The sequence below is a fragment of the Pseudoalteromonas sp. T1lg24 genome (genome assembly GCF_002964745.1).
GTDB classification, from domain to species: Bacteria; Pseudomonadota; Gammaproteobacteria; order Enterobacterales; family Alteromonadaceae; genus Pseudoalteromonas; species Pseudoalteromonas spongiae.
Map to the genome: position 1 here is coordinate 635,047 of NZ_PQCB01000033.1, position 24,799 is coordinate 659,845.

A 24,799-nucleotide genomic window follows, 5' to 3' on the forward strand; every position below is an offset into this window, starting at 1 on the left:
GGAAAGTTCACTGTGTCCCTATTAAGTGAGCGCATTATTTACGCTAAACTTATTGGCAGCTTTAGTGAGCGTGGTATTAGTGATTACATCAATCAGGTGAAAACAATAATCAGTGATTTTGCCGGCAAACCATTTGCAATGCTAATCAATAATCTAGAAATTGAGGGTGGCACGCCAGAGGCATACCAAACCCTCGATAACTACAATCACTGGTTAAATCAGCAAGCTATCGTGGCGAAAGCATTTATCATTGATGACAACGTCACAAAACATATTTTGCTAACGCGTACGCCATCATTAAAACAGCAAAACATCGCCTTTTTTAAAACAGTAAATGAAGCACAGGACTGGCTAGAAGCCGAATTGCATTAATTTTTCACTGCAATATTTACCTTAGATAATCACTTCATAAACAGAGTAAAAAGATAGCATCTAGTCGTATTTCACATTTACCGATGCAACTCATCACAATGCGCCCAGAATAAAAGTCGCTTTCGCATCAGACAGGCATTTAAGCACGCTTTAAGACGCTTACCCCATTGCGTTTTACAACCAACATTAATTTTCCAACTAACACTAACAGCACCGCGCCAATCAGCACCGGAGTCACTAAAAAGCTCCAACCTTCTCCCGCCAACATTATTAATATTGGATTTGCTCCCGCTGGCGGGTGTGTTGTTTTAGTCAATAGCATTGCGGTTACCGCAAGACCTGATGCCAGCGCCAGAGTGAGCGGTGAAACGCCAATATACAAGGTAAATATAATACCAATCGAAGCCGTAATTAGATGGCCTCCAATCACATTTTTCGCTTGTGCTAATGGACTTTCTGGCACACCGAAAACTAATACGGCGGTTGCACCAAACGGCGCCATAAGTAAGGCAAAGTCCATAACAGACGCATCAAAAAACGAGAGTAAAGCGATGCCTAAAAACGCCCCCATACCTGCTAGTATCGGTAAAAATAATGTATTCATTTCAACTCCAAATAAAAGTAGACCGTTTTGTCTACATTTTTAGAGTAGACAAAACGGTCTACTTTTGTCAATATACTTTTCAGACCAAGTCATACAAAGGTGAATATGAGTAAAAAACGTCAATTGCTTATTGATACCGCCCTAACGCTTTTTTATAAGCAAGGCATTCACGCTATTGGGATCAATGAAATACTAACTACATCTGGCGTGGCAAAACGCACCTTATATAGTCATTTTGCAAGTAAAGACGCTTTGTTAGAGGCGGCACTCGAAACGCGCCATAACACCTTTATGGCATGGCTAAATGATAAGTTAGATGGCGCAAATTCGGATCAGCACACTATTGAACTGCTTTTTAACGCGTTGGCGAGTTGGTTTACACACAATGAACCCAAATTAGGGGATTTTAGGGGCTGTTTTTTTATAAATACGTCAGCTGAATTTAGCGATACCCAATGTAATATTTATGCACTATGTCAGCAACATAAAGCCGAAGTAAAAACCGTAATTGAAAATAAGTTGCAAGGCACTAACCCATTATTAGTTGATGCCATTTGTATTATGAAAGAAGGTGCCATTGTCAGCGCACAAGTCTCTGGGTACAACCCAAAACACATAGCAAGCTGTATTACTGCTTTGCAAGGTATGCTCGACTAAAACACCTAGTTACTGACGTAAATTAACGTCGCAGCAAGCGAGCTATTAACGTGCTCGCTTTATTAACTAGCAGATCGAAAGTTTACATTTCGCCTTATTAAATTTGCAATCGGCCTTTCAAAGTATTGATAAGATAAAAAAGCAACAAGCACACTCAAAACCAATGAGAGTAGCAATTTAATCTCGATAGACAGTTGAAGTTGATTCACTTTAGTAATAATCGGCATATGTAATAAGTACAATGAATACGATATTTTGCCAATGAAATCACCAAATCGGTTTGCCAAAAGCACATTGTTATTCGGAACCAAAAATACCACACAAAAGAACACCGTACTCATAACAAGTAGCACTTCGTAGCTAAGCCACATTCTCACTTTATCGACAGTAGTAACAGGTGAAAACGCAGGATACATTAAAGGTATAAGCAAAAGAGCCAATACAAACCTGTGTTTTTTAAGATATTCGGGCACATTAAAGGTGTGATAATGCATGCCAAAAAGAACACCAACAAAAAAGAATGGCAGCGTTCTTAATATACTAAAATAATTGTATGGAACCCCATAAATATCGCCCGTTACTCTAGGAAAATTGGTAAAAAACAAGGCGATCATTACTGCCAAAATGGATAGGTAAATATACCCTCTTCGCTTGTGTGCAAATAGCCAAAATACGATAAATAATAAATAGAAATGTATTTCTGGAGGAATTGACCAGAGCACGCTGTCGCCGTAAACAAACAGTAAATGCCCTATTAACGTATTAGCGTCAGAAATATGATAAAGGCTGTCATCTCCCATTAACGTTAAAAAATACGACGCGAAAACAACAACAAAGAATAATGGTAACACCCTTGCCGCCCTCGCTAAAAAATAGCGAATAAGGTTATGTTTGTTAAAATCTTGCCCTAAGTACAAATACGCCATTAAAAAGCCGCTCAATAAGAAAAAGAGCATTACCCCGTAAGCTCCCGAGCCGCCACCTAACGCACCATCAAGCCAATGGGTTATATCGCTAAAATGCGTAAAAAACACAATCAACGCAGCTAAACCACGCAGCGTGTTCAGTTTTCGAATTTCCAAGAAGGGCTCCTACGGAGTATTAATAAGCAACACTTTCTGTTGCTAAAAAGGTTAAATCGATTTGTTAATGTGAGTCTCTAGCATCTAATAGCAGTTCTTGTACATGTTATTTCACGTACATTAAGATACACATAACGGCAACATATCGTGCTCGTTATTCGATTATGAAGAAGTGACTAACGTTCGCTCAAAATACGTTCTCTTTTTGAAAACTAAAAAGCCAATCACTAGGTAAAGCACACACATAATTAGCAACGATGTATACATGCCTTGCTGTGAAAATATCATGTTGAGCGCATCTTCTCGCACAGGCAAACCGCGCGCTTCTCTACTTGCCGCATACACATTGCGAACCGCATCTAAATCTCGAAGCGCAAGACAAAACGTAAATATATTTTGAGTAGCCGCAATCACTAACGCATTCATTGCGATATAAAATCCCTTAGGATTAGGTCTAAAAAGGCAGTAAACAGTTGCTGTATTCAGAACAAACACTGTAAATGCAAAAACGAAGAATAACGGCGTTAGATTATTAAGCGAAAACACATAAAAATCGGTCGATAGCCCAAAGCGCACTATGGCATCAAGATCTTTCCCCGCCGCCCAAATAAACCAGACTATGAGTAATATTATTGATTTGCTCTTTTTCATTAATTTTCAATCCCTTATAACTACTGCGCGTTCTAAAAGGCCGCATGAGATCTATTACCTTACAAACCAAACTAACGCTATAAAATAGTTTCTATTACACTGAGGTAGATATTACTATAAGACCTAACTAAAGCCGACAAAAAGGCCAAAACTATAGGTATTTTAAGTGGTTATAGCTCTTTAACCATAAAGTATTTGCAACCCTCTTTTGGGTAACCTTCCTGCACCCATTGCGTAACATAGCCGTGTTTTTTATAAAATGGCATCGCTTGAAAATTTAGTGTATCTAACAAGCATTTTTTGCAGCCTCGCTTTCTCGCCGCTGTTTCAATTTTACTAAGCAATTGTGTACCCACGTTTTGGCCTCGTATTTGCTCAGAAACCCACAAAATATCGAGTAACAGCCAATCACCAAATGTGCGAGCTGAAGCGCCTGCAATAACTTCTCCCGACTCATTTTTTATTTGCGCAGCCAAAGGTAACCTTTCTTGCACTTCCCAATTCGCCCAGTTGAACTCTCTAATTCTGTCAGTAAGGTAATCCGTCAGCTCTTTTTCAGGGTTGTTAGTGCGTGTTAACCTTAACGGTCTTAATTCTGTTTAAATCCAAACCGTTTTGATCGCGGCGTTGCTTTGTAGGCCTAGTGAGCTAAGTCAAAAAGTGACAACAAAGAGCATAACGGTTTGGGTTGAACCCTGCGGGCAGCGCTTGTTTGGCATTTATACTGTGTTATCGCTCATTTATGTAGAAGAGCTACACTACAATCGCTCTGCCTAGTCTAAATGCCAAACAAACTGCTGCAAAAATAGAAAATAAAGGTCAACACGCTCTTAATCCAATCTCAACTCCAATGCATGTTATAACCACAATTACGACACCAAGTTTAAGTAACTGATATTTGTGTATTAAACGTGACAGAGCCAAGGAAAGCACCATCAGTCCCGCACGTAATTCGTAAGTGATACGTTCTTTACTATTTGCCCGCTTTTCCGGCTTCTAAAATGGGCAATCCAGCCTCAGTTGGAATATAGATGCGCTCACCTTTACCGTCCTGCAATCCTTTTATCCAGACATAACGAAGATACTCTTCATTGCCTTTCAAGGATTCTCCAATAATTTTATTAGCTTCAGCTGCGGCTTTTGCCCGTTCAATATCTGCTTGCCCTTCGGCTCTGGCTTGAACAATCTTAGCTTTACCATCTGCCTCGGCTAGCGTAACTCTAGCTTTAGCTTGCATTAAAGCAGCAGCTTCTCGCGCTTTGGCCTCTTCAATTAATATTTGCTTGCTCCATTCAGCTTCTTTTAACGCAGCAATGCCATTCATTTCTAATTTATATACTTTATATTTAGGCCACGCCCATAAGGCTAAAACAATTAATAAAACAAAAAACAATACAAGGCCGATTAGACCACCAAATGCAATAGCATTTCTATTCGGATGCATAAACTCTCCTTAGTTCTTGTAACACCATGATAAAACATAAAAATATCAGGCTAAACGAAGTAAACGATTAGCGCAAGTCTACAGCTTTTGGTTTACTGATTAATTAGTTATTTGCTCAAAATTTTTGCTTTAATCACCTACGAGTGCAACACCAAAAATTGCATCAACTTTTTTAATTTGAGCCCTATCACAACCTAAAATGGTACTGCCATAAATAAAACACTTAAAAAGCACGAGAGCAGCTACTTGTACTATTAGGTTCCTGCAAACCCCAAAAATAAAAAGGGGAAGTGCTCAGCTTCCCCTTTGGTTTAACGCTACAACTGGAAAATTAAATTAATTAAACACCATTTCTGGCACACACTCTGGCACTACTAACTTGCCTTGAGTTTTGCTGACAATTTCATCAACACTAATACCCGGTGCGCGCTCTAATAAATGGAATGCACCGTCTTTTACTTCTAGCACAGCTAAATGTTAACACGCTGGAAAGTATTGTTTATCTGTTAGCCCCACCTCCTTTTGCTGCAACCTCAAGATAAATAATCAGTTTTCAACACAGGCAAACTCGTCAACTTCCGCTACTTATGGTTAGCTCTATTGCCTAACTTGATATTGCAACAAAAAATAACCACTCCCTCTTGAACTTTTTTAATTTGCCCATATCAGAAAATACGATTCGTTCTTTACTTTGTTTGGGGAATTTACCCTGCAACTATGGAGATAATAACAATGTATTTTTCGATAACGTCTCAAGCACTCTTTTCAAATAAAAATCTATTTATAAACAACCAGTAATAAGCTTAATTCGGAGACTTCCATGTTAGAGGTGAGTAATTTAACTCGCAGCTATGGCAGTTTTAAAGCTGTAGATTCTGTGAGTTTTAAAATCCAAAAAGGTGAAATTATCGGGCTGCTTGGGCACAACGGCGCGGGTAAAACCACCATAATGAAAATGATAAGTGGCTATCTCGAAGCCGACACCGGCGACGTCAGCTTAGATGGTGTGACGCTTTCTAAAGAACCAAAAAAACTACAAAGCCAACTCGGTTATTTACCTGAAAGTTTACCCGTCTATCCAGAAATGAGTGTGGCCGAATACCTAGATTATGCCGCTGATCTAAAAGGGTTAAAGGGCAACACTAAAGTGGCTGAAATTAAACGCGCCATCAAAGCCACTGACTTATCGGCAAAATTGTTAGCACCCATCGAAACCTTATCGCGAGGTTATAAGCAGCGTGTGGGTGTAGCACAGGCTATTTTGGGACAACCAAAACTATTGATTTTGGATGAGCCAACCAATGGCCTCGACCCAGAGCAAACACAGCATATGCGTGAGCTGATTAAAGACATAGCCAAAAAAGCCACGGTGATTCTATCGACCCATATTATGCAAGAGGTGAATGCTTTATGTGATCGCGTGTTGATCTTGAAATCGGGGCAACTGGTGCTCGATGAACAACTAGAAGCATTGCAGCACAGCAAACAGCTGATGGTCGAAAGCGACTTAGCAAAAGTGAAAAAGCTCACAGATATTAAAGGCGTTTTTGCTGTTGAACAAGAGCCACAAAAATTTATCGTGAGCCTAGAAGACAAGGCGAATTTGCAGCAAGTTGCAGCCACTATCAGCAAAACTATTATTGAAAGTGGCGCGCAGTTGTTTGCCATTTATCCGCAAAAACGTGACCTAGAAACCGTCTTTAACCAAATCAATAACGACGAATTCGTCGCAACTGCGAATAACACTAAGGGAGGTGCCGTGCATGCAGCCTAGTCACTCTGCGCAGTTTAATGCTGTTCGTATTGCGCAAAAAGAAATCGCGCTATTTTTCTCATCGCCTATAGCTTACTTGTTTATTGGCGCATTTGTGTCGTTAACCTTGTTTATCTTCTTCTGGGCTGAGGCATTTTTCTCTCGTAACATTGCCGATGTGCGCCCAATGTTCGAGTGGATGCCCATTCTACTTATCTTTCTATCGGCAACCTTAACCATGAAGCTCTGGAGTGAAGAGCGACGCAGCGGCACCATCGAATATGTGCATACCTTATCGGTGCCCTTGTGGCATTTTGTGCTAGGCAAATTTTTAGGCTGCTTGGCACTACTGGCGATAGCGTTAATAATCACATTGCCTTTACCGATCACCGTTAGCTTTTTGGGCGAGTTAGACTGGGGCCCCGTTATTTCGGGTTATTTGGCGGTGTTGTTATTGGGTAGCGCCTATATTGCCATTGGTTTGGCGGTATCAGCGCGCAGTGATAATCAAATTGTCAGTTTGATCACCGCATGTGTGATTGGTGGACTTTTTTACTTTATTGGTACCGCTGCGATCACCGACTTTTTCTCCCATCAAGGGGCTGAATTTTTAAGACAACTTGGCACCGGCGCGCGCTTTGACGACATCACACGAGGTGTCATTGATGTTCGGGACTTGGTCTATTATGTTTCGTTAACTTTAGTGTTTTTGGCTTTAAACACTTACTTTTTAGAGCAAGAGCGCTGGGCGAAAAACGATAACAAAGCAAGTGCACAATCAAGTCATCATAAAACCTGGCAGCGAGTGACTGGTTTGCTGGTGGTAAACTTACTTACAGCTAACGTATGGCTCAGTCAGTTACCACAACTGCGTTTAGACACCACCGCAGGCAAACAATACTCGATTTCTGAAGCGACTGAGTCTTATTTGGCGCAGTTACAAGAGCCTATGTTGATCAGAGGGTATTTCAGTAATAAAACCCACCCGCTACTTGCGCCACTGGTGCCGCAAGTGAAAGACTTATTACAAGAGTACGAAGTCGTTGCCGATGGCAGAGTGCGCGTTGAGTTTATTGATCCGCAAATGCACCCTGAGCTTGAAGAAGAAGCCAACACTCAATTTGGTATTAAGCCGATGCCGTTTCAGGTTGCCGACCGTTATCAAGCGTCCATTGTCAGCTCTTATTTTAACATTCTGGTGCAATACGGCGACGAACATCAAGTATTAGGGTTTAGGGATTTAATCGAGGTTAATGCCCGCGCCGAGTCAGATGTTGAAGTGCTGTTACGTAACCCTGAACACGATATTACCCGTGCGATTAAAACCGTACTGCAAAACTATCAAAGCGGTGGTAACTTGTTCGATACTGTAAAGCAAACACTGACGTTTAACGCCTATGTGTCGGCAAATGACAAACTGCCTGAGCAATTACAAAGCTTAAAGCAAGGCATTGAAAAGCACTTAAACGATGTGCAAGCTAAGTCTTACAATAAGCTGGATGTAAACTTTATTGAGCCAGAAGCCGAAGGCGGTAAAGTTGCAACTCAAATAGCAGAAGACTATGGCTTTGAGCCAATGGCAACCAGCTTTTTCTCAGATCAAACCTTCTACTTTTACCTGACTTTGGCGGGCGAAGATCAAATCGTACAAATTCCACTGGATGACTTTAGCGACGCAAGCTTTGAGCGCAACCTCGATGCGGCAATTAAGCGTTTTGCCTCTGGATTCACTAAAAACTTAGCGCTGGTAAAACCCGCTTCAGCCCCGAGCTATGGTTACGGCATGCCAAGCAGCAGCTTTAGAGAGCTAGAGCGCCTGTTAGGCAGTGAGCTGAACATCATCAATGAAGATTTAAGTGATGGCAGTGTTTCTGGTGAAGCCGACATTCTAATGCTCGTCGCCCCTAAATCACTGGATGAAAAACAGTTATTTGCTGTAGACCAATTCTTGATGAAAGGCGGGACGGTGATCGCGGCGACGTCGCCTTATAGTATCAATCTTGCTGGTGGTAGTTTGAACATGACCTCAGTCGACAGTGGGCTGACAGATTGGTTAGCGCACCATGGTTTAAACATTGAAAACAGCCTAGTGATGGATGCTACCAATGCGGCATTCCCAATTCCGGTGACCCGTAATGTCGGTGGTTTCCAGTTGCAAGAAATGCGTATGTTGGATTACCCGTACTTTGCGGATATCCGTGATGGATTAAATCAAGACAATTTAATTACCTCTGAGCTACCGCAACTGACTATGGCTTGGTCGTCGCCCATTACCCTTGCAGAGAATAAAGACAATATCACTTTCACTAAGTTGATTGAAAGCTCAGACAAAGCATGGAGGTCATCGTCACTTGATGTGATGCCACAACTTAACGGGCAAGGCGAGGCGAGCTATATCTCAGAAGGTGATACCGCGAAGCAGTTAATGGGTGTGATGGCACAAGGTAAATTTACCTCATACTTTGCGGATAAAAACTCTCCGCTTTTAGCTGCCAAAGAGTCTGACAATCAAGGCACAGTATCGGATGACAACACCGAGAATGAATCTGAAAACAGTGAAGCCCAGAGCGACACGCAGTTTGATGTCAGCAGTGTGATTAAGCACTCGCCAGACAGTGCACGCATTATTTTGTTCAGTTCAAATGACTTTGTACAAGACCAAGTGCTGCAACTAACCACAGGCGTATCGCAAAGCGATTATTTAAATAGTTTGCAGCTGATGATGAACGCCGTGGATTGGTCGCTGGAAGACCGAGCGTTAATGAGCATTCGCGCGCGTGGCAATTTCAATCGCACCCTACCACCGATGGAGCACGACCAGCAGCTTATATGGGAATACGGTAACTATGCGCTGGCATTCGCATTGTTAATGGGCTTAGCCCTATTTGATCGTCAACGTAGAAAGCGCAAGCAGCGTGAGTATTTAACTTGGATTTCGCAATAGGAGTGCAACCATGAATAAAGCAGTAACTATTTTATCTATGGTCTTAGGCGCACAAGTGATTTTAGCTGGCGCACTATTTTATAACGGCCAAAATAGCTTTGAGACTCAAACGCCTGTGTCATTGTTAAGCCTAGAACAGCAAACCATCAACGAAATTACCTTACAAGAAGGTGATAATGATAAGCCGCTTACATTGGTGAAAAACGGTGAAGATTGGCATTTGGCTGATTACCCAAATTTACCTTTACTTGATTATAAAGTGTCAGCCCTGACCGACACTTTAATCAACAGCAAGGTGAATTGGCCTGTGTCACGGACTCAAGCCAGTCACGAACGTTTTAAAGTGGCCGATGACAATTTCGAAAAGCGCATCATCTACAAGCTAGGTGATGATGAAGTTGACATATTGTTAGGTGAGTCACCCAGCTTTAAAAAGCTCTACGTGCGTAATGGCGACAATAACGATGTGTTCACCATAGAGTTCAGCGGCTATCAGCTTAGTGTCGATAAAAATGATTGGTTGAGTAAGTCATTGCTGTCGGTAAAAGATATCAGCGAAATCAGCCAAGCAGGATTAGCGTTTGAAAAAACGCAAGTAAAGCAAGACGCTGACCTAGACAAACGCACAGAGTCTATCGCAGATAAAAGCGCTGTCTTACCAGATATCATCAATGCAAACGCCAGCTCAAAGACCGGTGTTGAAACCATATGGCAAGTTAAAGCCCCTGCAAAATTGCCTGAAGGTCAAACACTCAATACCGAGCGTATTGATGAACTGCTTGCGCAATTTTCGAGTTTAACGGTCACTGCAATCGCCGAGCCAGAAATCGTTTTTACAGAGATTGAAAAGCTCAGCGTGAAAGATGCCGACGGCAAGCTGTTCGACTTTGAATTTGCTCAACATGAAGACAGCTATTATGTAAAACGCAGTGACTTTGCACATTGGTTTAGCCTTGGCAAAGCGCAGTTTGACAACCTAGCTAAAATCAATGCCAATGACTTTTTCATTACCCCAGATGATGACGAAAATTCGCAGCAATTGACTAAGAAAGCAGGTCAGCAAACCGATACTGAAACATCAGAGTAGATTGATTGCATGTTTCGATAAAAAGGGGAACTATTACGTTCCCCTTTTATTTTGCGCTACAACTGGAAATTAATTTAACTAAACACCATTTCTGGCACACACTCTGGCACTTCTAACTTGCCTTGGGTTTTGCTGACAATTTCATCCACACTAATACCCGGTGCGCGCTCTAATAAATGGAATGCACCGTCTTTTACCTCTAACACCGCTAAATCGGTAACAATTTTATTAATGCAGTTAACCCCTGTAAGCGGTAGGCTGCAATGGCTGAGTAATTTGGACTCGCCGTGTTTGTTAGCGTGGGTCATTACACAAATAATGTTTTTAGCGCCTGCCACTAAATCCATTGCGCCGCCCATACCCTTAACCAATTTCTTGGGGATCATCCAGCTGGCAATATTGCCTTGCTGATCCACTTCAAATGCACCTAACACGGTTAAATCTACATGGCCGCCACGGATCATCGCAAAACTTTCTGCCGAGCTAAAAATGGCAGCGCCTGTAGCTGCGGTAACGGTTTCTTTACCGGCGTTTATCATATCGGCGTCTACTTGGTCTTTTGTTGGATAAGGACCCATGCCGAGTAAACCATTTTCTGATTGCAGCATCACTTCGATGCCCTCAGGTACAAAGTTTGCCACAAGTGTTGGAATACCAATGCCAAGGTTTACGTAAAAACCGTCTTCAAGTTCACGTGCCACACGCTGTGCAATTTGTTCTCTGGTTAATGCCATTAGTTTTGCTCCTGTGTCACAACACGCTCAATGCGTTTTTCAAATTCACCTTTAATGACGCGGTTTACATAAATACCTGGGGTATGAATGTCGCTTGGCGCAAGCTCACCGGGCTCCACAATTTCTTCTGCTTCTACCACGGTAATTTTGCCTGCGGTAGCCGCCATGGGGTTAAAGTTCATTGCAGTATGGCGATAAACACAATTGCCATAGCGGTCAGCTTTCCACGCTTTAATAATGGCAAAATCACCAACAATACTTGGCTCGAGCAAATAATCGCGGCCATTAAATTGCTTAATTTCTTTACCTTCAGCAACGAGCGTACCTACACCCGTTGCGGTATAAAATGCGGGAATACCTGCACCACCTGCACGCATTTTCTCAGCCAACGTGCCTTGTGGAGTGAGTTCTACTTCCAATTCGCCCGCTAAAAGTTGCTGCTCAAATAACGCGTTTTCACCCACATACGACGACACCATTTTTTTAATTTGCTTGTCTTCAAGCAAAATGCCCAAGCCAAAACCATCAACACCACAATTGTTTGAAACTACCGTAAGTTCTTTGGTTTGTTGGCGCTTAATTTCACTAATTAAACCTTCTGGAATACCACACAGGCCAAAACCACCCGCAATCACCGTCATACCATCTTCAAGCCCAGCCATTGCCTCACTGTAACTTGAAACTACCTTGTTAAATCCTGCCATTTTAAACTCCTATTGTGCGGTCCAGCCGCCATCTAGCGCCAAGGTTTGCCCGGTAATATTGCATGCCTCTTTTGCCATTAAAAAACGCACTGTGTGGGCTATTTCTGCAATATCGATAAATGATTTTTTAGGCATTGGCGCGAGCATAATTTGCTCAATCACTTGTTGCTCGCTAATGCCATGGTTTTTTGCCTGATCGGCAATTTGCTTTTCAACCAGTGGGGTTTTTACATACGCAGGGCAAATGGTGTTAATAGTAATGTCGTGCTCGGCGGTTTCTAACGCCATCACTTTCGAAAAACCCACTAAACCATGCTTGGCCGCCACATAGGCTGACTTAAAACGCGACGCCACTAAGCTATGAATTGAGCCAATATTAATCACGCGGCCAAAATTGCGCTCGCGCATACTCGGTAATACCGCTTTGGTCATTAGTGCCGTGCCGGTAAGCATTACATCCACCAGCAAACGCCACTGGTTTTGCGGAAACTCTTCAAGCGCCGCAACATGTTGAATACCTGCATTATTAATTAACACATCAACCGGTGCTGGCAGCTCGCTAAGCAGCTGAATAATCGCAGCTTCATCGGTCACATTAAGTGCCACACCAAGGGCGTGATAGCCTTTGCTACTGAGCTTTTTTGCAGCTTCAAGCGCGGCGTCTTGGTTTAAATCCGTTACGGTAATTAAGGTGTCGCTATCGGCGAGCGCTTCTGCAATGCCCAAACCAATGCCACTGGCACCGCCGGTGATCAAAATATGTTTATTCATTATTTGGCCTCCAAAAACGCTTGAATACGTTCTTTTTGTGCTGAGATTGCAAATACCCCTTCTAAGTGGCCCCAATCGCCGGTGAGCTCAACCATATCAGTTTGTTTACCCTGCGCTTTTAATGCGCTATTAAGAGCTCGACCCATTTCTGGGCGCAGCAGTAAATCTTTGCTGGCAGGAATAATTAAACTTGGTGCGCTAATTTTGCTAAGGCTTGCTAAGTAGTCATCTTGATGGCCCGCTACAAACAGCTGCGATGCGCGCACTAAATAAAGTACATGGTTGGCATCTTGCGTTTTAGCGCGAAGCTTGGCGCGGCTTAACAGGGTTTGCACTACCTCAGGTTGAGTACGAATATCGTTAAGTGCGCCTTTATCCATCACTTTAAAATTAGGGAAGCTCAGCGCAAACATATTCGGGTGCATCGCATCTTGGGTGATATTGAGCATAGTGGCAGTTAACCCGTCGATAGGTGCAGGTTTACCGTAGTAATCGCCGTTATTCCAGTTTTTATCTAAACGAATTGGCAATGCCCAGTGCTCTAGCGCCGATACGCTCCACGCATCCATTTGGCCAGCGCCAATCACATGCACTAATTTGCCAACCCAATTTGGGTAAGTTACCGCCCATTCAAGCGCTTGAAACGACCCCATTGATGCACCCATCACCGCATGCAGTTTTTGTATGCCTAAACTCTCAAGCACTAACTTTTGCACGTTAACAAAATCGCGAATGGTCACCACAGGAAAATCAAGGCCATACGGTTTGTTTGTGGCAGGATTAATTGAAGCAGGACCTGTAGTAATGGTGCGACCATCATTTACATTGGCATTGGCAAGTGAATCCACACTAATTACAAAATATTTATTGGTATCAATGGTTTTGCCAGGGCCAATAATCGCATCCCAATAACCTGGTAGCGCATCGCTTTCTGCGTATTTACCTGCAGCGTGCGAATTACCCGAAAAGAAATGGGTAATTAAAATAGCATTGTCTTTTTTGGCATTAAGCGTGCCGTAGCTTTCATAACCTACCTTTACTTCGGCAATGCTTTTACCGCCAAAGGTTTTAAAATTTTGTGTAGTAAATGTTTGTTTTTCAACAAGTAGCGTTTCGGCATTTACTTGCAAACAACATAGCAAGAACACCAAAGTAATCATTTTTATTATTTTCATAATCAGCCCTTAAAACCAAATAAACAAACACAATGCCAACACAACGCCAAGTAACGGTACCACCGCACTTAATGCCGCCATAGACCAATATGCCGCTTGATGGGTTTCTTTACAAATTGCGCGAATGGTGGTTACCACATACCCATTGTGTGGCAAGGTATCGAGCGCACCCGACGAAATTGACACCACACGGTGTAATTGCTCAGGGTTAACCCCAACATCTAAATAGTGCGGTGCAACTAATGGCAGCGCAATGGCTTGCCCGCCGGAGGCAGAGCCCGTCAATCCCGCAATCACACTCACAGCTACCGCTGCACCAATCAGCTCGTTGCCTGGAATTTGCGTCATTAAATCAACCGCCACGGTAAATGCCTCTGACGATTTAGCAATCGCACCAAACCCCACAACAGCGGCGGTATTACCAATCGCAATCAGTGCGCCATTAGTACCTTCGGTGGTGGCTTTGGCAAGATTGTGAAAGTGCTTAAAGTTAATCACCACAATCGATAATACCCCACCAAGCAACGCCACAATCAATGCCGCCTGCTGTAAGCTGTCGTGCAAAATAAATGACAGTGCCAACACCACTAATAACGGAATAAGCCCAGTTACTGGGTGTGGGTAATCACGCTCGGGGATTTCTGGGTCGTCATCGCGCGCTTCAAACTGCTCACCATTTGCAACCGCTTTACCAATCATTTTTCTCAGCCACCAGTAGCCAAAACACGCCATAAAAATTGCTACAACCAAACTCACTTCCCACGCAGCATAAGGCGAAGTGCCTAAATACTTGATGGGGATCCAGTTTTGAATTTCAGGCGAACCTGCGGATGTCATGGTAAAAGTGACCGAACCAAATGCCAGCGTAGCCGGAATAAATCGGCGCGGTAAATTGGCATCTTTAAACAGCGACAGCGCCATGGGGTACACCGAAAACGCCACAATAAACACGCTAACACCGCCATAAGTTAATACGGCACACGCAATTACAATTGCCAATACTGCGTGTTTCATACCGAGTTTATCGACAATATAGCGAGCTACACTGTCGGCAGCGCCAGTGTCTTCCATAAATTTGCCAAACAAACTGCCAAGCAAAAACATAAAAAACCATGCACTAACAAAATTCGCAAAGCCATTCATATAGCCTTGAATAAAGTTATCAGCGCCCGCGCTTGGAAATATCGCCAAATTACTAGTAAGCGCCACAATGAGTGCACATGCTGGCGCGGCAATAAATAAATTCATGCCGCGCAGCGTTAACACAATCAAAAGCGCCAGACCACCAATCAGGCCAAGCATACTTAACATAAAATCTTCCTATTTGAATCACTAACAAGGGTGACTTGGCTGCTAGTGCGTCAAATTACTGCTGACTATCAATGTGGCTAACGATGGCGATTTAAACAATAGCACTATAGTTATATGTGAATGATTTATTATTTAAAAACAACAAATTAACAGTGAATAGTACTATAGTGCTAAAGCTATTTAAAAGATTACCCACTAGATTGGTAACTGACTTGGCTGTGCGATGTAACGTATAACAATAAAGATAGGAACAACATTATGACCAAGGCAAATATCAACAGCAGCAAACACGCTTGCCTGCGCTCACTGTCTGCAGTAAGTGGTGCTGTATTATTGGCATTAGCAACCCCTACATTTGCAAATCAACAGGAAAACGGTGAGAAAAAAGCAGAGCTTGAGCGCATTCAAGTAACCGCGCGTAAAACCGTCGAAAACTTACAACAAGTGCCAGTGGCAGTTACCTCAATAGGTGCAACCGAGCTTGCCGAAAAAGGCATTGCCGAACTTATTGAAGTACAGCAGTTTTCTCCAAATACCACGCTACAACGCAGCCGTGGCACAAACTCAACCATCACCGCATTTATTCGTGGTGTAGGCCAGCAAGACCCGCTTTGGGGCTACGAGCCAGGTGTCGGTATATATATTGATGATGTATATTTAGCGCGCCCGCAAGGTGCCGTGCTCGATTTACTTGATGTTGCACGCGTTGAAGTATTACGCGGTCCGCAAGGCACATTGTATGGCAAAAACACCATAGGTGGAGCCATTAAGTACGTAACCAAAGAAATGTCGGGCGACCCAACATTTAACGTATCGGCAAGCGTAGGCAGTTATAACCAGCGCGATATTAAACTCACAGGCCAATACCCACTTATTCAAGATACCCTTTATGTAGGCGTTGGTTATGCCAACTTAAACCGCGACGGGTTTGGTGAATATTTACAATCAGACTTACCAAATCAAGATACCGAAAACTACAATAAAGAAGTGGAAGCTGCCCGCGTTACACTCGAATGGCATGCCAATGAAGATTTATTCTTCCGCTTAAATTGGGATAAAACCGACGATACATCAAACGCCAAAGGCGGTTATCGTTTACTACCGAGTTTATTAACAAATGCGCCAGTACCAAATAGCGTATACGACTCCTACACCAGCTTACCAACCTGGAACAAAGTAGAACTTGAAGGCTATAGCCTACTTGCTAACTGGGACTTAACGGATGCCACCAGCGTAAAATACGTTGCATCTAAGCGTGAAAGCTATTCGCCAACTAATATCGACTTTGATAATACACCGCTTCGCATTTTTGATGTGCCAGCCGTATATGACGACAATCAAACCAGCCATGAATTACAACTAAACCACGCAGGTGAAAACTACAAATTGGTGTCGGGCCTTTATTACTATGATGGCGAATCATGCGGCCAGTTTGAAGCCATTTTAGAAGTGTTAGGCAATGCGATTTCATTACCAAGCTTAACCCGTGAAGTGTCGGGTTGTAACAATTCATCAAGTAAAGCCGCTTATATTCAAGGCAGCTATTACTTTAATCAACAATGGTCGGCAACCCTTGGTGCCCGTTACACCCAAGACGAAAAAGAAGCCAATGTTAGCAACGGTTTAGTCTATGAAACGGTTTATCCGTATTCGGGCTGGATCCCTGGTTATGTTCGCCCTGAAGGCGAATTAGTGCCAGAAGTACTTAACGACAGCAAAGATTGGTCGCGCTTTACGCCACGCCTTGGTGTGGAATATCAACATTCAGATGACATGATGTTCTTTGCAAGCTACGCACAAGGATTTAAGTCAGGTACTTATAACCCGCGTGCCACAACCGCAGAGCCCGCTGCCAACCCAGAGATTGTAGATTCATTTGAACTTGGTATGAAAAGCGAGTGGAACAATAACCTGCGCGCAAATATCACCTTGTTCTCATTGCTGCATAAAGACCGCCAGTATATTTCGATTTTACCGGGCGAAACCTCAGCCGATCTTAACCAGCGCCTTGGCAATATTGGCCGCTCAGAGTCGCAAGGCATAGAAGCCGAATTTACTTATGTTGCCACTGACAACCTTAATTTTAATGCCTCGCTTGGTTATATCGATGCTGAATTTACTGAAGTGATCGACACCAACCCAGAAACAGGCGAAGAGTTTGATAAATCTGAATTTTTTGATATCGCTAACACTCCAGATCTAACCTTTAACCTAGGTTTTGATTATTCAATTGAATCAACATTTGGTGACTTTGTAGTAAACGGTAACTACTACCACCGCGGCGATTATGTGCTGTTTGAAGAAGCCAGCCTACTTTCGCAAGATGCCTACGGTTTAGTGAATTTGGGTGTTACTTGGTACTCGAATGATGGCCACTGGAGCGCATCACTAACGGGTAAAAACCTCACCGACGAAGAATACCTTGTTGGCGGTTATCAATTTGTCACCCCTGATCCTACAGACCCAACGGATACAAGCAAATATACCCCGGGGTTGGGTGGTGACAATACTTTAATTGGTTATTACGGCGACCCGCGCACCGTTACGCTCACCGTTAATTACCGCTTTTAATTAACACTCCCCCTTGGGTCGCCAACACTTAGTTTGGTGGCCCAGCTTTGGGGAAATGCTTGTAACCGTATTTCGAATACCTTATAACAGGAAGAATTGGAGTTAATTGGATGACAACGCAAGTGAAAGCCATTATCGCAGACGATCACCCGCTATTTCGCAGTGCTTTAAGCCAAGCGGCGGCAAACTATCTCGAAAAAGACAATATTCAAGAGTGTTATGATTTAGCGAGCTTGTTTTCATTGCTGAAAACTCACCCAGAAACCGAACTCATTTTTCTCGATTTAAATATTCCTGGCGCCAAAGGCCTGCAGGGGCTCACACAAATTCGCAACCAATACCCTGATATTTTAGTGATTATGGTATCGGCAACGGAAGACGCCAAAATTATTAACCACGCTATGGAAGCTGGTGCCTGCGCCTACATTCCAAAATCGACCTCGCTGAGCAATATTGGCAAAGCCATTGAAGTCGTGATTGATGGCGACACATGGCTGCCTGAAAATCTAGACCTAGAAGCGCACCCAATCGACAACGAACAAACCGAATTTGCACAAAACTTAGAAAAGCTCACACCACAGCAATACAAGGTTCTGGCAATGATTGCCGACGGTCTGTTAAACAAACAAATTGCCTACGAAATGTCTGTGCAAGAAACCACAGTAAAACAACATGTATCCGCCATTTTACGCAAACTTGGCCTAAACAACCGCACCCAAGCCGGTATTTTATTTAATCAACTCAGCCAAGTAGATACCAAATCTGCAGAAGGCTTTGCTTGATATTCGGGCTTGGTAAAACAGGAATTAGTCTTATAAATGACTTTCATTGTCGGTATTGAGCGCTGGACAGTCGTTGATAAAACTTTCATAAATACTCAAAATCTAAGGTGTTATGCAGTTAACCCGTTTTGAAACTTAGTAAAAGTAAGCACATTCGTCCCTGAATTCTATCTCACATCATCCATGATGCGCTCTCGTTCATTTTTGTTACACGACAAAAACGAACCAAAAAACGTGCCCCAAAATCAAACAATTCTTCATCTATCACTTAAATATGAACATAAACGCCATGAAGCGGCATCCATACCTAAGCATGGCTTACTCGACTCGCTTCGCTCCCTGCCTCGTATTATTCACTTAAGCGATAGTTTCAGGTTTGATTTAAGGGTGACGAAAGACCGAAGCAACGCTTCGCAGCTTGAGGAAGTGAGGTCATGGATGAGCGATGGAACCAAGCTTCATGGATGAATTATTAATTCAGGTCCATAACATGCTTAGTCGGTCTAAGGCAGCTCAGAGCGATATAACAGACGTTGAATTTATGCATTTTAACTAGTAACTTGCTTTTATAATCATGGAAACGACCCATTGGGTCGATAATAAATTGTTAGCTGAAAATAAACATGGATAATCTTTCTGCAATTGAAACAACTCGAAAAATTGGTGATGAGCTTTTTGAATTTAATGGCTCATCATTACCAATGAGCCTACTGTCGTTTTGGCAGTGGTCTTCTTCAGATATTGTCGGCAATGCTATGAGAGGCATCTTGGCTGAATATATTGTGGCATCATCTGTCGGCATGAATTCTGGCATCAGAACGGAATGGGATGCTTTTGATATAGAAACTCCTGAAGGCATCAAGGTGGAGGTAAAGTCTGGCGCATACATTCAAAGCTGGGAGCAGAAGAGGCACTCAACCATTCAATTCAGCATCCGACCAAGTCAGGGTTGGGACTCTGAATCAAACGAACGAAATAGCGAAGTCCGAAGGCAGGCTGATATTTATGTATTTTGTCTTTTAAAACATAAAGATCAATCCAGTATCAATCCGTTAAATCTGGAACAGTGGGAATTCTATGTTTTGCCTACAAACACACTAGATCAGTCTGTCGGGGCGCAGAAAACCATTACATTAAATAGTTTGGAGAAGTTAAATCCAATCAAGGTAAATTATGGTGAGCTACATGCTTCAATCAAAGCAGCTGCTAGCAAGTAGCTCCACCAGACAAAATACTCACTGCGTTTGCATTTTTCCGCAACTTTTAAAATGTTAATTTTCAAATAACTATCTGACTAGTAACAACTAATTATTAGTGTTATAAATTGCTTTAGAATGTAAACAGGCGATGTTGCGGTAGAAAAAGTGGCAACTTGCCTCTTAATAAACTGTTAGTATTTAAAGAAAATAATGAAGTTCGAAGAAGAATTCAAAACAGTAGAGTTACTGATTAACAGTAACCATCCTACAAAAATGGTTGATGCATTTTCGATTCACTGATTAAAGCGGAAAGACAAGTAAGAAAAATATTTACCTACCTAGTGTTTCAAAACGCTAATCTTACATCTGCTAATGTAAGTGAGCTTCGTCACGTATTAGCCGAATTCAGACATGTATATTTCAAGGGATTTGTTACAGGCATTAATTTGTTATCGAATAAAACGTTCGCAAGTCTATATGGTGAGCATTATGAAGAAGACATGGAAAGATTGAATACCGCGATTTCTTACAGGAACAAAATTTTTCATGGGCAACTAACGAATGAGAAGTTATCGTCCGAAGATTTAGGTGCTGTAATTGAGAACATCAAGCGCTGGTGTCAAAGATTATCTGAAGCCGCATATGATGAGTATGGTTACTGTGGATTTGGTCGAAATTCTTTTCAAAAATCCAGCTTAGATCTAAGCGAGAAAATTTCGACACCAATTAATAATTCAGCCGAATATCGTGAGTTTATTACTAATCACATGAGACGTTAAGTGCTAACAAACTGTTTAAGTGTGATTCGCAACGCGTGGTATTTTTACTATGCGCTGGTTTTAGTGTTTAAGGTGGTATGCGGGAACTTCGGTATTGCATTGCTCGCACCTTAACAGAGCGTTATGCTCACTCAGGAAAATAATCAAAACGAGATTAAATTTTAATTATATGATTTATCACTATTGTGCTGTTGATTCAATTGTTCCGATAATAAGCTCAAAGCAACTTTGGATGTCAGATCTAGAAAAAATGAACGACCCTTCTGAATATAATTTGGGGTTTGACATAATACTTTCTGAGTTTGGTGAAATTTATCCAGAGCATATCCCTTGGCTAAAATACAGACATACAAAACACTCCAATAGGGTTTTGAGCACGTCTTTCACAAAGCAAGGAGATATGTTAAGTCAATGGAGAGCATATGCCAGTAATGGGTCAGGTGTATCGTTAGGCTTTGATATAGAAGTTCTATTGGATATTAATAAATATATTCAGTCTGATGAGATTAACTATAGTAAGAGCTTTTTAATTGAAAAAGCTCGCAAACTAATCACCAATCATGAAGTTAATGAAAATAGCTTTGTATTCAAAGGCTTTAATACTTACGACCTAAATTTAGCAACAGAATTATCCAAGCTATCAATTTTTTACAAAAGTGAATTTTATCGCGAAGAAGAAGAGGTTCGACTTGTTACGTATTTGAATGATAATACTGTTATTCATTCGAAACAGACTGCTAACAAAATAGAAGACAGGGAAGTACAATTTAGAGTTTCCCAATACGGGCTAGTACCTTATATGGGTTTGAAATTTATTGATGAAAATAGAAATGCGTTAAGAGAGGTTATCATTGGTCCCAATTCAGCTCTTGCGCCTAATGATATAAAATTGTTACTTGAGTGTAATCATTTAACCGATGTCAAGGTAGTCTCATCAAACGGAAACTATCGGTAAACTCTATTCATATGATTTAAGCATTAGTATAACAAGTTACTAAAAGGACGCAAAAAAGTAGTTTTACGCTCGTGCCTCACTAATTTTAGCTTAAGCATTACGAATGACCGCTTGTGGCACTGAGCTGTCTTAGAACAACTAAGCATGTTATGGACCTGAATTAATAATTCATCCATGAAGCTTGGTTACATCGGTCATCCATGACCTCATTTCAAATTATGCTTTTCAATCAACTTAATTAGTGTCATTGATTTTATGTTATGACCTGAGTCAACAATTCACCCATGCATCTTAGTTCCAACGGCCACCCTTAACCTCAGTTCAAACCACTGAGAAACGGCGTTACGGTTGCATCTAATCTTTGTAAGATGTTAGAAGCAAAGACAAATATCGTTAAATACCAGATCAATACGATGTTGCAATGAAAGAAGTAGTCTTTATTCCACTTAAGCAGTTTAAAACCGATTCTTTAACGTTTTAAGGCGCGAACTCTACCCCTTCTTACCCTGATACAACCGCATACACATCATCTGCATAGGTTCGGCTTTGCTCTGCCAATTCAAAAATACTTGAGATGGGTGTTGCGGGTCTTACTTCAGCTAAAATGGATTCCGCTGTTTGCCAATTATTTTCTTCAATCGCCATTGCGATTTTTAATGCACCACCTAACAGCCCTTCATAATTTAATAGTGCGCCGCTTGAATTGCTGTCTAATGAAAATTCACTAATAACGGTGTTAAGATCCATGTCTAATACGGCGCCTAAAATAGACATTAAACCAATCAGGTACCCTTCTTCGGCCATATCGTTACCACCCGGCGCTAGAAATAGCGACATAAACCTTGCTCGCATTAAGCCAAACTTGGTCAATTCTGAGGGCTTATCAACGCCCAAATCACTGAGCGCTAACACGCGAATAAACTGCCTTAGTGTGTCTTCTCCCAAATACACCACAGCCTGCGAAATTGACTTCATTTCTTGTTTATCAAGTCCAGAACGGGCATTAACGAGTTTTAGCACGCGTGCAGTAAGGCTTAAGTCTTTAGCAATCTTACTTTCGATTTCTTTGAAATTGAGATTTGGTTTAGTTGTCGATTTTAATAAATCAAACACCACCAGTTTTGATGGCTCTACGTTGCCATACGTTAGCATTTCAGGTTTGGCAAAAAAATAGCCTTGAAACAAATCAACACCTGCGCCTTTTAAGTATTCAAACTCGTCGTAGGTTTCGATTCTTTCAACAACAATTTTAAGTTTTGGGTATAAACGTTTGAGCTTTTTAACTAAGGTAGTAGTTTTTATAATCGGTTGTTCTAGCTCTAATTTAACGTAAGACATATGCGGCAACAACGGCTCCCATCTTGGGTCTTTGTCATAGTCATCTAGGGCAAATTTATAGTGCTGTTTTCTGAGCGATTTCACAATTTCCAGTAATTCTTCGATATTCTGCGAGCGTTCAACAATTTCAAGCACAAGATTGTCGGGCGTTATTAATCGCGGAATTTCTTGCAGTAACGTTGTGTCAGATAAGTTTATAAATGCACAGTGATTGGCAACCAATTTATCTTTGCCAACTAAAATAAGTGAGTTAAAAAACACGCGTCCTGTAGCTTGTTCATCGGTAACACCAACAGGAAAGGCATTATTGTCTGAATCTCGATACAGTAACTCGTAAGCAAATATTTGCTTGTTCGCATCGAGAATGGCTTGTCGCGCAATAAACTGGGTTACAGGTTTCGTCATAAGTACAGCCAATTGAGTAGAGCAGAATCTAACAAAATGTTTAAAATTATATCTACTACAGTTCTGAGTAAAATATCAACACCTATATTCAGATTACGTCAGTCAAGTCGTTTGAGCAAACAAAACATGTTCTTGGAAATTTGTTTCAGAGCACACTATTCTACTTGAACAAACAACAGTTAAACACAAAATTAGATCAATCTTTATCGCTGTTTGCGTAACGATTTAAAGCTACCAAAAAATAAGTCTTAGTTACTTTTCAGCTTTAATAGCTTTAGTAAACAGCATCCAACCAGCTTAAATCTTATAACCCGTTATACTAAGTGTAATGGGTTATTATCGTGATGAATGTGCACTTTTTGAAAGGCCACATAACGAATAGCCCTATAAAAATTCATTCAATAAAGTGTACGCTGACTAGCTGGCTGCCAAATTAGCTTTTAAAAGTTACGTACATATTGTTGAGCAAGGTATCGGGTAGTCACATGAATTTAAATAAGATACTGATTTTATTAGTAGTAACATACTTATTTACGCCAATAAGCGCACAGGCTGAGCCTGAAATTACCACAATTAAACACGCCAAAGTGCTGGAGAATAACGATCCGCAAAAAAACTTCTTTATTTATATATTAGATCTCGCTTGTAAGGCCTCAGAAGATAAACATGGCCCGTGCAAATTAGAAGCGTCAGATGTGCCGATGTTGCAAGAGCGGCAATTAAAAAGTTTAAACTCAGGATTACTCGACATCACTTGGACCGCGTCTTCGAATAAAAGAGAGCGACAAGCACGTGCAATAAAATTCCCTTTAATGGCCGGCATGTTAGGTTATCGCGTAGCCGTTTATAACAAAACCGTTAAAAAGCAGTTTAGTAAAACAGCTTCAACCAATGACCTTAAAAAACTAATACTTGTACAAGGTCTTGATTGGCCAGATACCATTATTTTAAAAAAACATCACTTTAACGTTCACGAAACAAATTGGTATGAACACCTGTATACCGATACTGCGAAAGGGCTTTATGATTATATTTTAAGGGGCGTTTTTGAGGTCAGCTCCGAACTAAACAACTACCAATCCCCTAATTTAGAAATGGATAAAAACCACCTAATCGTTTATCCGTTACACATATATTATTTTGTTGCCAAAGATAATACGGCGCTTGCCAAACGCATCGAATACGGCCTTAATCAGCTCAATAAAAATAACAACTACATAAGCTTATTAGTGAATTTCCCACCACACAAAAATAGCCTACCCTTGTTAAATTTAACAAAGCGTAAAGTTCATATCATTGATGACACTAAACGTATTTCAGAAGAAAGTGTAAGTGCAATGTTAGAACTGGTGAGGCGGGCTTCACACTAATGTGTAACCCAACACGTTTGAGATTCAGCTTTCGCCATGTAACTAGCCTGATTTTAGTAATTTTTACATTTTAAACTAAGTGGCAAGTACTTGCTCAAAACTAAAATACTG

Annotated in this window: 22 protein-coding genes and 1 pseudogene; 11 read left to right on the plus strand and 12 right to left on the minus strand. The window is 41.5% G+C overall.

From position 1 onward, the window contains the following. Nucleotides 1–12 precede the first annotated feature (12 nt). Entirely contained in the window at nt 13–372 is a 360-nt protein-coding gene (locus tag C2M30_RS14980) for a hypothetical protein (protein WP_010558355.1), read from the plus strand. Nucleotides 373–511: 139 nt separating this feature from the next. Here the strand turns inward: C2M30_RS14980 and C2M30_RS14985 are convergent, their stop codons facing one another. Next, nucleotides 512–976, minus strand: a complete 465-nt coding sequence (locus C2M30_RS14985; RefSeq protein WP_010558356.1) for an HPP family protein — start codon at nt 974–976, stop codon at nt 512–514. Between the two features lie 105 nt (nt 977–1,081). Here C2M30_RS14985 and C2M30_RS14990 point away from each other — a divergent pair, with 105 nt between their 5' ends. Further along, complete coding sequence (locus C2M30_RS14990; protein WP_105172236.1) at nt 1,082–1,633, plus strand: TetR/AcrR family transcriptional regulator; 552 nt, start codon at nt 1,082–1,084, stop codon at nt 1,631–1,633. A gap of 62 nt (nt 1,634–1,695) precedes the next feature. Here C2M30_RS14990 and C2M30_RS14995 read toward each other — a convergent pair whose 3' ends face one another. The 5 genes and pseudogenes from C2M30_RS14995 to C2M30_RS15015 all read right to left on the minus strand — a co-directional run. Next, entirely contained in the window at nt 1,696–2,715 is a 1,020-nt protein-coding gene (locus C2M30_RS14995; protein ID WP_105172237.1) for an acyltransferase family protein, read from the minus strand. A gap of 162 nt (nt 2,716–2,877) precedes the next feature. Next, nucleotides 2,878–3,366, minus strand: coding sequence for a hypothetical protein (locus C2M30_RS15000; protein ID WP_105172238.1), 489 nt, complete (start codon nt 3,364–3,366; stop codon nt 2,878–2,880). 170 nt (nt 3,367–3,536) lie between these two features. Then, nucleotides 3,537–3,914: a GNAT family N-acetyltransferase gene (locus tag C2M30_RS15005; RefSeq protein WP_105172239.1), complete on the minus strand. Its 378-nt coding sequence runs from the start codon at nt 3,912–3,914 to the stop codon at nt 3,537–3,539. 425 nt (nt 3,915–4,339) lie between these two features. Next, nucleotides 4,340–4,810, minus strand: coding sequence for a hypothetical protein (locus C2M30_RS15010; protein ID WP_054978058.1), 471 nt, complete (start codon nt 4,808–4,810; stop codon nt 4,340–4,342). Nucleotides 4,811–5,146: 336 nt separating this feature from the next. Beyond that, nucleotides 5,147–5,284, minus strand: a pseudogene (locus C2M30_RS15015) (succinyl-CoA--3-ketoacid-CoA transferase); the annotation flags it as partial. Between the two features lie 346 nt (nt 5,285–5,630). On the opposite strand from C2M30_RS15015, the gene C2M30_RS15020 reads away from it, so the two are divergent. The 3 genes from C2M30_RS15020 to C2M30_RS15030 are packed head-to-tail and all read left to right on the plus strand — an operon-like array spanning nt 5,631 to nt 10,594. Then, nucleotides 5,631–6,584 (plus strand): ABC transporter ATP-binding protein, encoded by a 954-nt coding sequence (locus C2M30_RS15020; protein ID WP_105172240.1) that lies wholly within the window; start codon nt 5,631–5,633, stop codon nt 6,582–6,584. Continuing rightward, nucleotides 6,574–9,507 (plus strand): Gldg family protein, encoded by a 2,934-nt coding sequence (locus tag C2M30_RS15025; RefSeq protein ID WP_105172241.1) that lies wholly within the window; start codon nt 6,574–6,576, stop codon nt 9,505–9,507. The genes C2M30_RS15020 and C2M30_RS15025 overlap by 11 nt, the downstream gene beginning before the upstream one ends. Before the next feature lie 10 nt (nt 9,508–9,517). Continuing rightward, complete coding sequence (locus C2M30_RS15030) at nt 9,518–10,594, plus strand: DUF4340 domain-containing protein (protein WP_105172242.1); 1,077 nt, start codon at nt 9,518–9,520, stop codon at nt 10,592–10,594. Nucleotides 10,595–10,668: 74 nt separating this feature from the next. Here C2M30_RS15030 and C2M30_RS15035 read toward each other — a convergent pair whose 3' ends face one another. Genes C2M30_RS15035 through C2M30_RS15055 form a run of 5 tightly spaced genes read right to left on the minus strand, consistent with a single transcriptional unit; the run spans nt 10,669 to nt 15,289 of the window. Further along, on the minus strand, nt 10,669–11,328 hold the full coding sequence (locus C2M30_RS15035; protein WP_105172243.1) for a 3-oxoacid CoA-transferase subunit B: 660 nt from the start codon (nt 11,326–11,328) through the stop codon (nt 10,669–10,671). Next, complete coding sequence (locus tag C2M30_RS15040) at nt 11,328–12,032, minus strand: CoA transferase subunit A (protein ID WP_105172244.1); 705 nt, start codon at nt 12,030–12,032, stop codon at nt 11,328–11,330. The genes C2M30_RS15035 and C2M30_RS15040 overlap by 1 nt, the downstream gene beginning before the upstream one ends. Before the next feature lie 9 nt (nt 12,033–12,041). Next, nucleotides 12,042–12,803: a 3-hydroxybutyrate dehydrogenase gene (locus tag C2M30_RS15045; protein WP_105172245.1), complete on the minus strand. Its 762-nt coding sequence runs from the start codon at nt 12,801–12,803 to the stop codon at nt 12,042–12,044. Beyond that, entirely contained in the window at nt 12,803–13,978 is a 1,176-nt protein-coding gene (locus C2M30_RS15050) for an E22 family MetX-like putative esterase (protein WP_105172246.1), read from the minus strand. Before C2M30_RS15050 ends, C2M30_RS15045 begins: the two co-directional genes overlap by 1 nt. Before the next feature lie 9 nt (nt 13,979–13,987). Beyond that, nucleotides 13,988–15,289, minus strand: coding sequence for a GntP family permease (locus tag C2M30_RS15055; protein ID WP_105172247.1), 1,302 nt, complete (start codon nt 15,287–15,289; stop codon nt 13,988–13,990). 258 nt (nt 15,290–15,547) lie between these two features. Here C2M30_RS15055 and C2M30_RS15060 point away from each other — a divergent pair, with 258 nt between their 5' ends. The 5 genes from C2M30_RS15060 to C2M30_RS15085 all read left to right on the plus strand — a co-directional run bounded on the left by C2M30_RS15060 (nt 15,548) and on the right by C2M30_RS15085 (nt 21,575). Then, nucleotides 15,548–17,860: a TonB-dependent receptor gene (locus tag C2M30_RS15060; protein WP_105172248.1), complete on the plus strand. Its 2,313-nt coding sequence runs from the start codon at nt 15,548–15,550 to the stop codon at nt 17,858–17,860. Nucleotides 17,861–17,970: 110 nt separating this feature from the next. Next, the gene (locus C2M30_RS15065) at nt 17,971–18,642 is read left to right on the plus strand and encodes a response regulator (RefSeq protein WP_105172249.1); all 672 of its coding nucleotides are present in this window, start codon (nt 17,971–17,973) and stop codon (nt 18,640–18,642) included. Nucleotides 18,643–19,265: 623 nt separating this feature from the next. Next, complete coding sequence (locus tag C2M30_RS15070; RefSeq protein WP_105172250.1) at nt 19,266–19,859, plus strand: hypothetical protein; 594 nt, start codon at nt 19,266–19,268, stop codon at nt 19,857–19,859. Between the two features lie 428 nt (nt 19,860–20,287). Further along, the gene (locus C2M30_RS15075; protein ID WP_158683471.1) at nt 20,288–20,620 is read left to right on the plus strand and encodes a hypothetical protein; all 333 of its coding nucleotides are present in this window, start codon (nt 20,288–20,290) and stop codon (nt 20,618–20,620) included. 232 nt (nt 20,621–20,852) lie between these two features. Continuing rightward, nucleotides 20,853–21,575: a DUF2971 domain-containing protein gene (locus C2M30_RS15085; protein WP_158683473.1), complete on the plus strand. Its 723-nt coding sequence runs from the start codon at nt 20,853–20,855 to the stop codon at nt 21,573–21,575. A 501-nt stretch (nt 21,576–22,076) separates the two neighbouring features. On the opposite strand, the gene C2M30_RS15090 is transcribed toward C2M30_RS15085, so the two are convergent. After that, on the minus strand, nt 22,077–23,318 hold the full coding sequence (locus C2M30_RS15090) for an EAL and HDOD domain-containing protein (RefSeq protein WP_105172254.1): 1,242 nt from the start codon (nt 23,316–23,318) through the stop codon (nt 22,077–22,079). Nucleotides 23,319–23,803: 485 nt separating this feature from the next. Here C2M30_RS15090 and C2M30_RS15095 point away from each other — a divergent pair, with 485 nt between their 5' ends. Further along, nucleotides 23,804–24,688, plus strand: a complete 885-nt coding sequence (locus C2M30_RS15095; protein WP_105172255.1) for a transporter substrate-binding domain-containing protein — start codon at nt 23,804–23,806, stop codon at nt 24,686–24,688. Nucleotides 24,689–24,799 lie beyond the last annotated feature (111 nt).

Coding starts and splice junctions, on each gene's coding strand:
- C2M30_RS15020 (WP_105172240.1), top strand. CDS start 5,631: ATGTTAGAGGTGAGTAATTTAACTCGCAGCTATGGCAGTTTTAAAGCT.
- C2M30_RS15000 (WP_105172238.1), bottom strand. CDS start 3,366: ATGAAAAAGAGCAAATCAATAATATTACTCATAGTCTGGTTTATTTGG.
- C2M30_RS15025 (WP_105172241.1), top strand. CDS start 6,574: ATGCAGCCTAGTCACTCTGCGCAGTTTAATGCTGTTCGTATTGCGCAA.
- C2M30_RS15095 (WP_105172255.1), top strand. CDS start 23,804: ATGAATTTAAATAAGATACTGATTTTATTAGTAGTAACATACTTATTT.
- C2M30_RS15085 (WP_158683473.1), top strand. CDS start 20,853: ATGTCAGATCTAGAAAAAATGAACGACCCTTCTGAATATAATTTGGGG.
- C2M30_RS15065 (WP_105172249.1), top strand. CDS start 17,971: ATGACAACGCAAGTGAAAGCCATTATCGCAGACGATCACCCGCTATTT.
- C2M30_RS15010 (WP_054978058.1), bottom strand. CDS start 4,810: ATGCATCCGAATAGAAATGCTATTGCATTTGGTGGTCTAATCGGCCTT.
- C2M30_RS15070 (WP_105172250.1), top strand. CDS start 19,266: ATGGATAATCTTTCTGCAATTGAAACAACTCGAAAAATTGGTGATGAG.
- C2M30_RS15060 (WP_105172248.1), top strand. CDS start 15,548: ATGACCAAGGCAAATATCAACAGCAGCAAACACGCTTGCCTGCGCTCA.
- C2M30_RS15040 (WP_105172244.1), bottom strand. CDS start 12,032: ATGGCAGGATTTAACAAGGTAGTTTCAAGTTACAGTGAGGCAATGGCT.
- C2M30_RS15050 (WP_105172246.1), bottom strand. CDS start 13,978: ATGAAAATAATAAAAATGATTACTTTGGTGTTCTTGCTATGTTGTTTG.
- C2M30_RS15055 (WP_105172247.1), bottom strand. CDS start 15,289: ATGTTAAGTATGCTTGGCCTGATTGGTGGTCTGGCGCTTTTGATTGTG.
- C2M30_RS14985 (WP_010558356.1), bottom strand. CDS start 976: ATGAATACATTATTTTTACCGATACTAGCAGGTATGGGGGCGTTTTTA.
- C2M30_RS14990 (WP_105172236.1), top strand. CDS start 1,082: ATGAGTAAAAAACGTCAATTGCTTATTGATACCGCCCTAACGCTTTTT.
- C2M30_RS15035 (WP_105172243.1), bottom strand. CDS start 11,328: ATGGCATTAACCAGAGAACAAATTGCACAGCGTGTGGCACGTGAACTT.
- C2M30_RS15045 (WP_105172245.1), bottom strand. CDS start 12,803: ATGAATAAACATATTTTGATCACCGGCGGTGCCAGTGGCATTGGTTTG.
- C2M30_RS15090 (WP_105172254.1), bottom strand. CDS start 23,318: ATGACGAAACCTGTAACCCAGTTTATTGCGCGACAAGCCATTCTCGAT.
- C2M30_RS15030 (WP_105172242.1), top strand. CDS start 9,518: ATGAATAAAGCAGTAACTATTTTATCTATGGTCTTAGGCGCACAAGTG.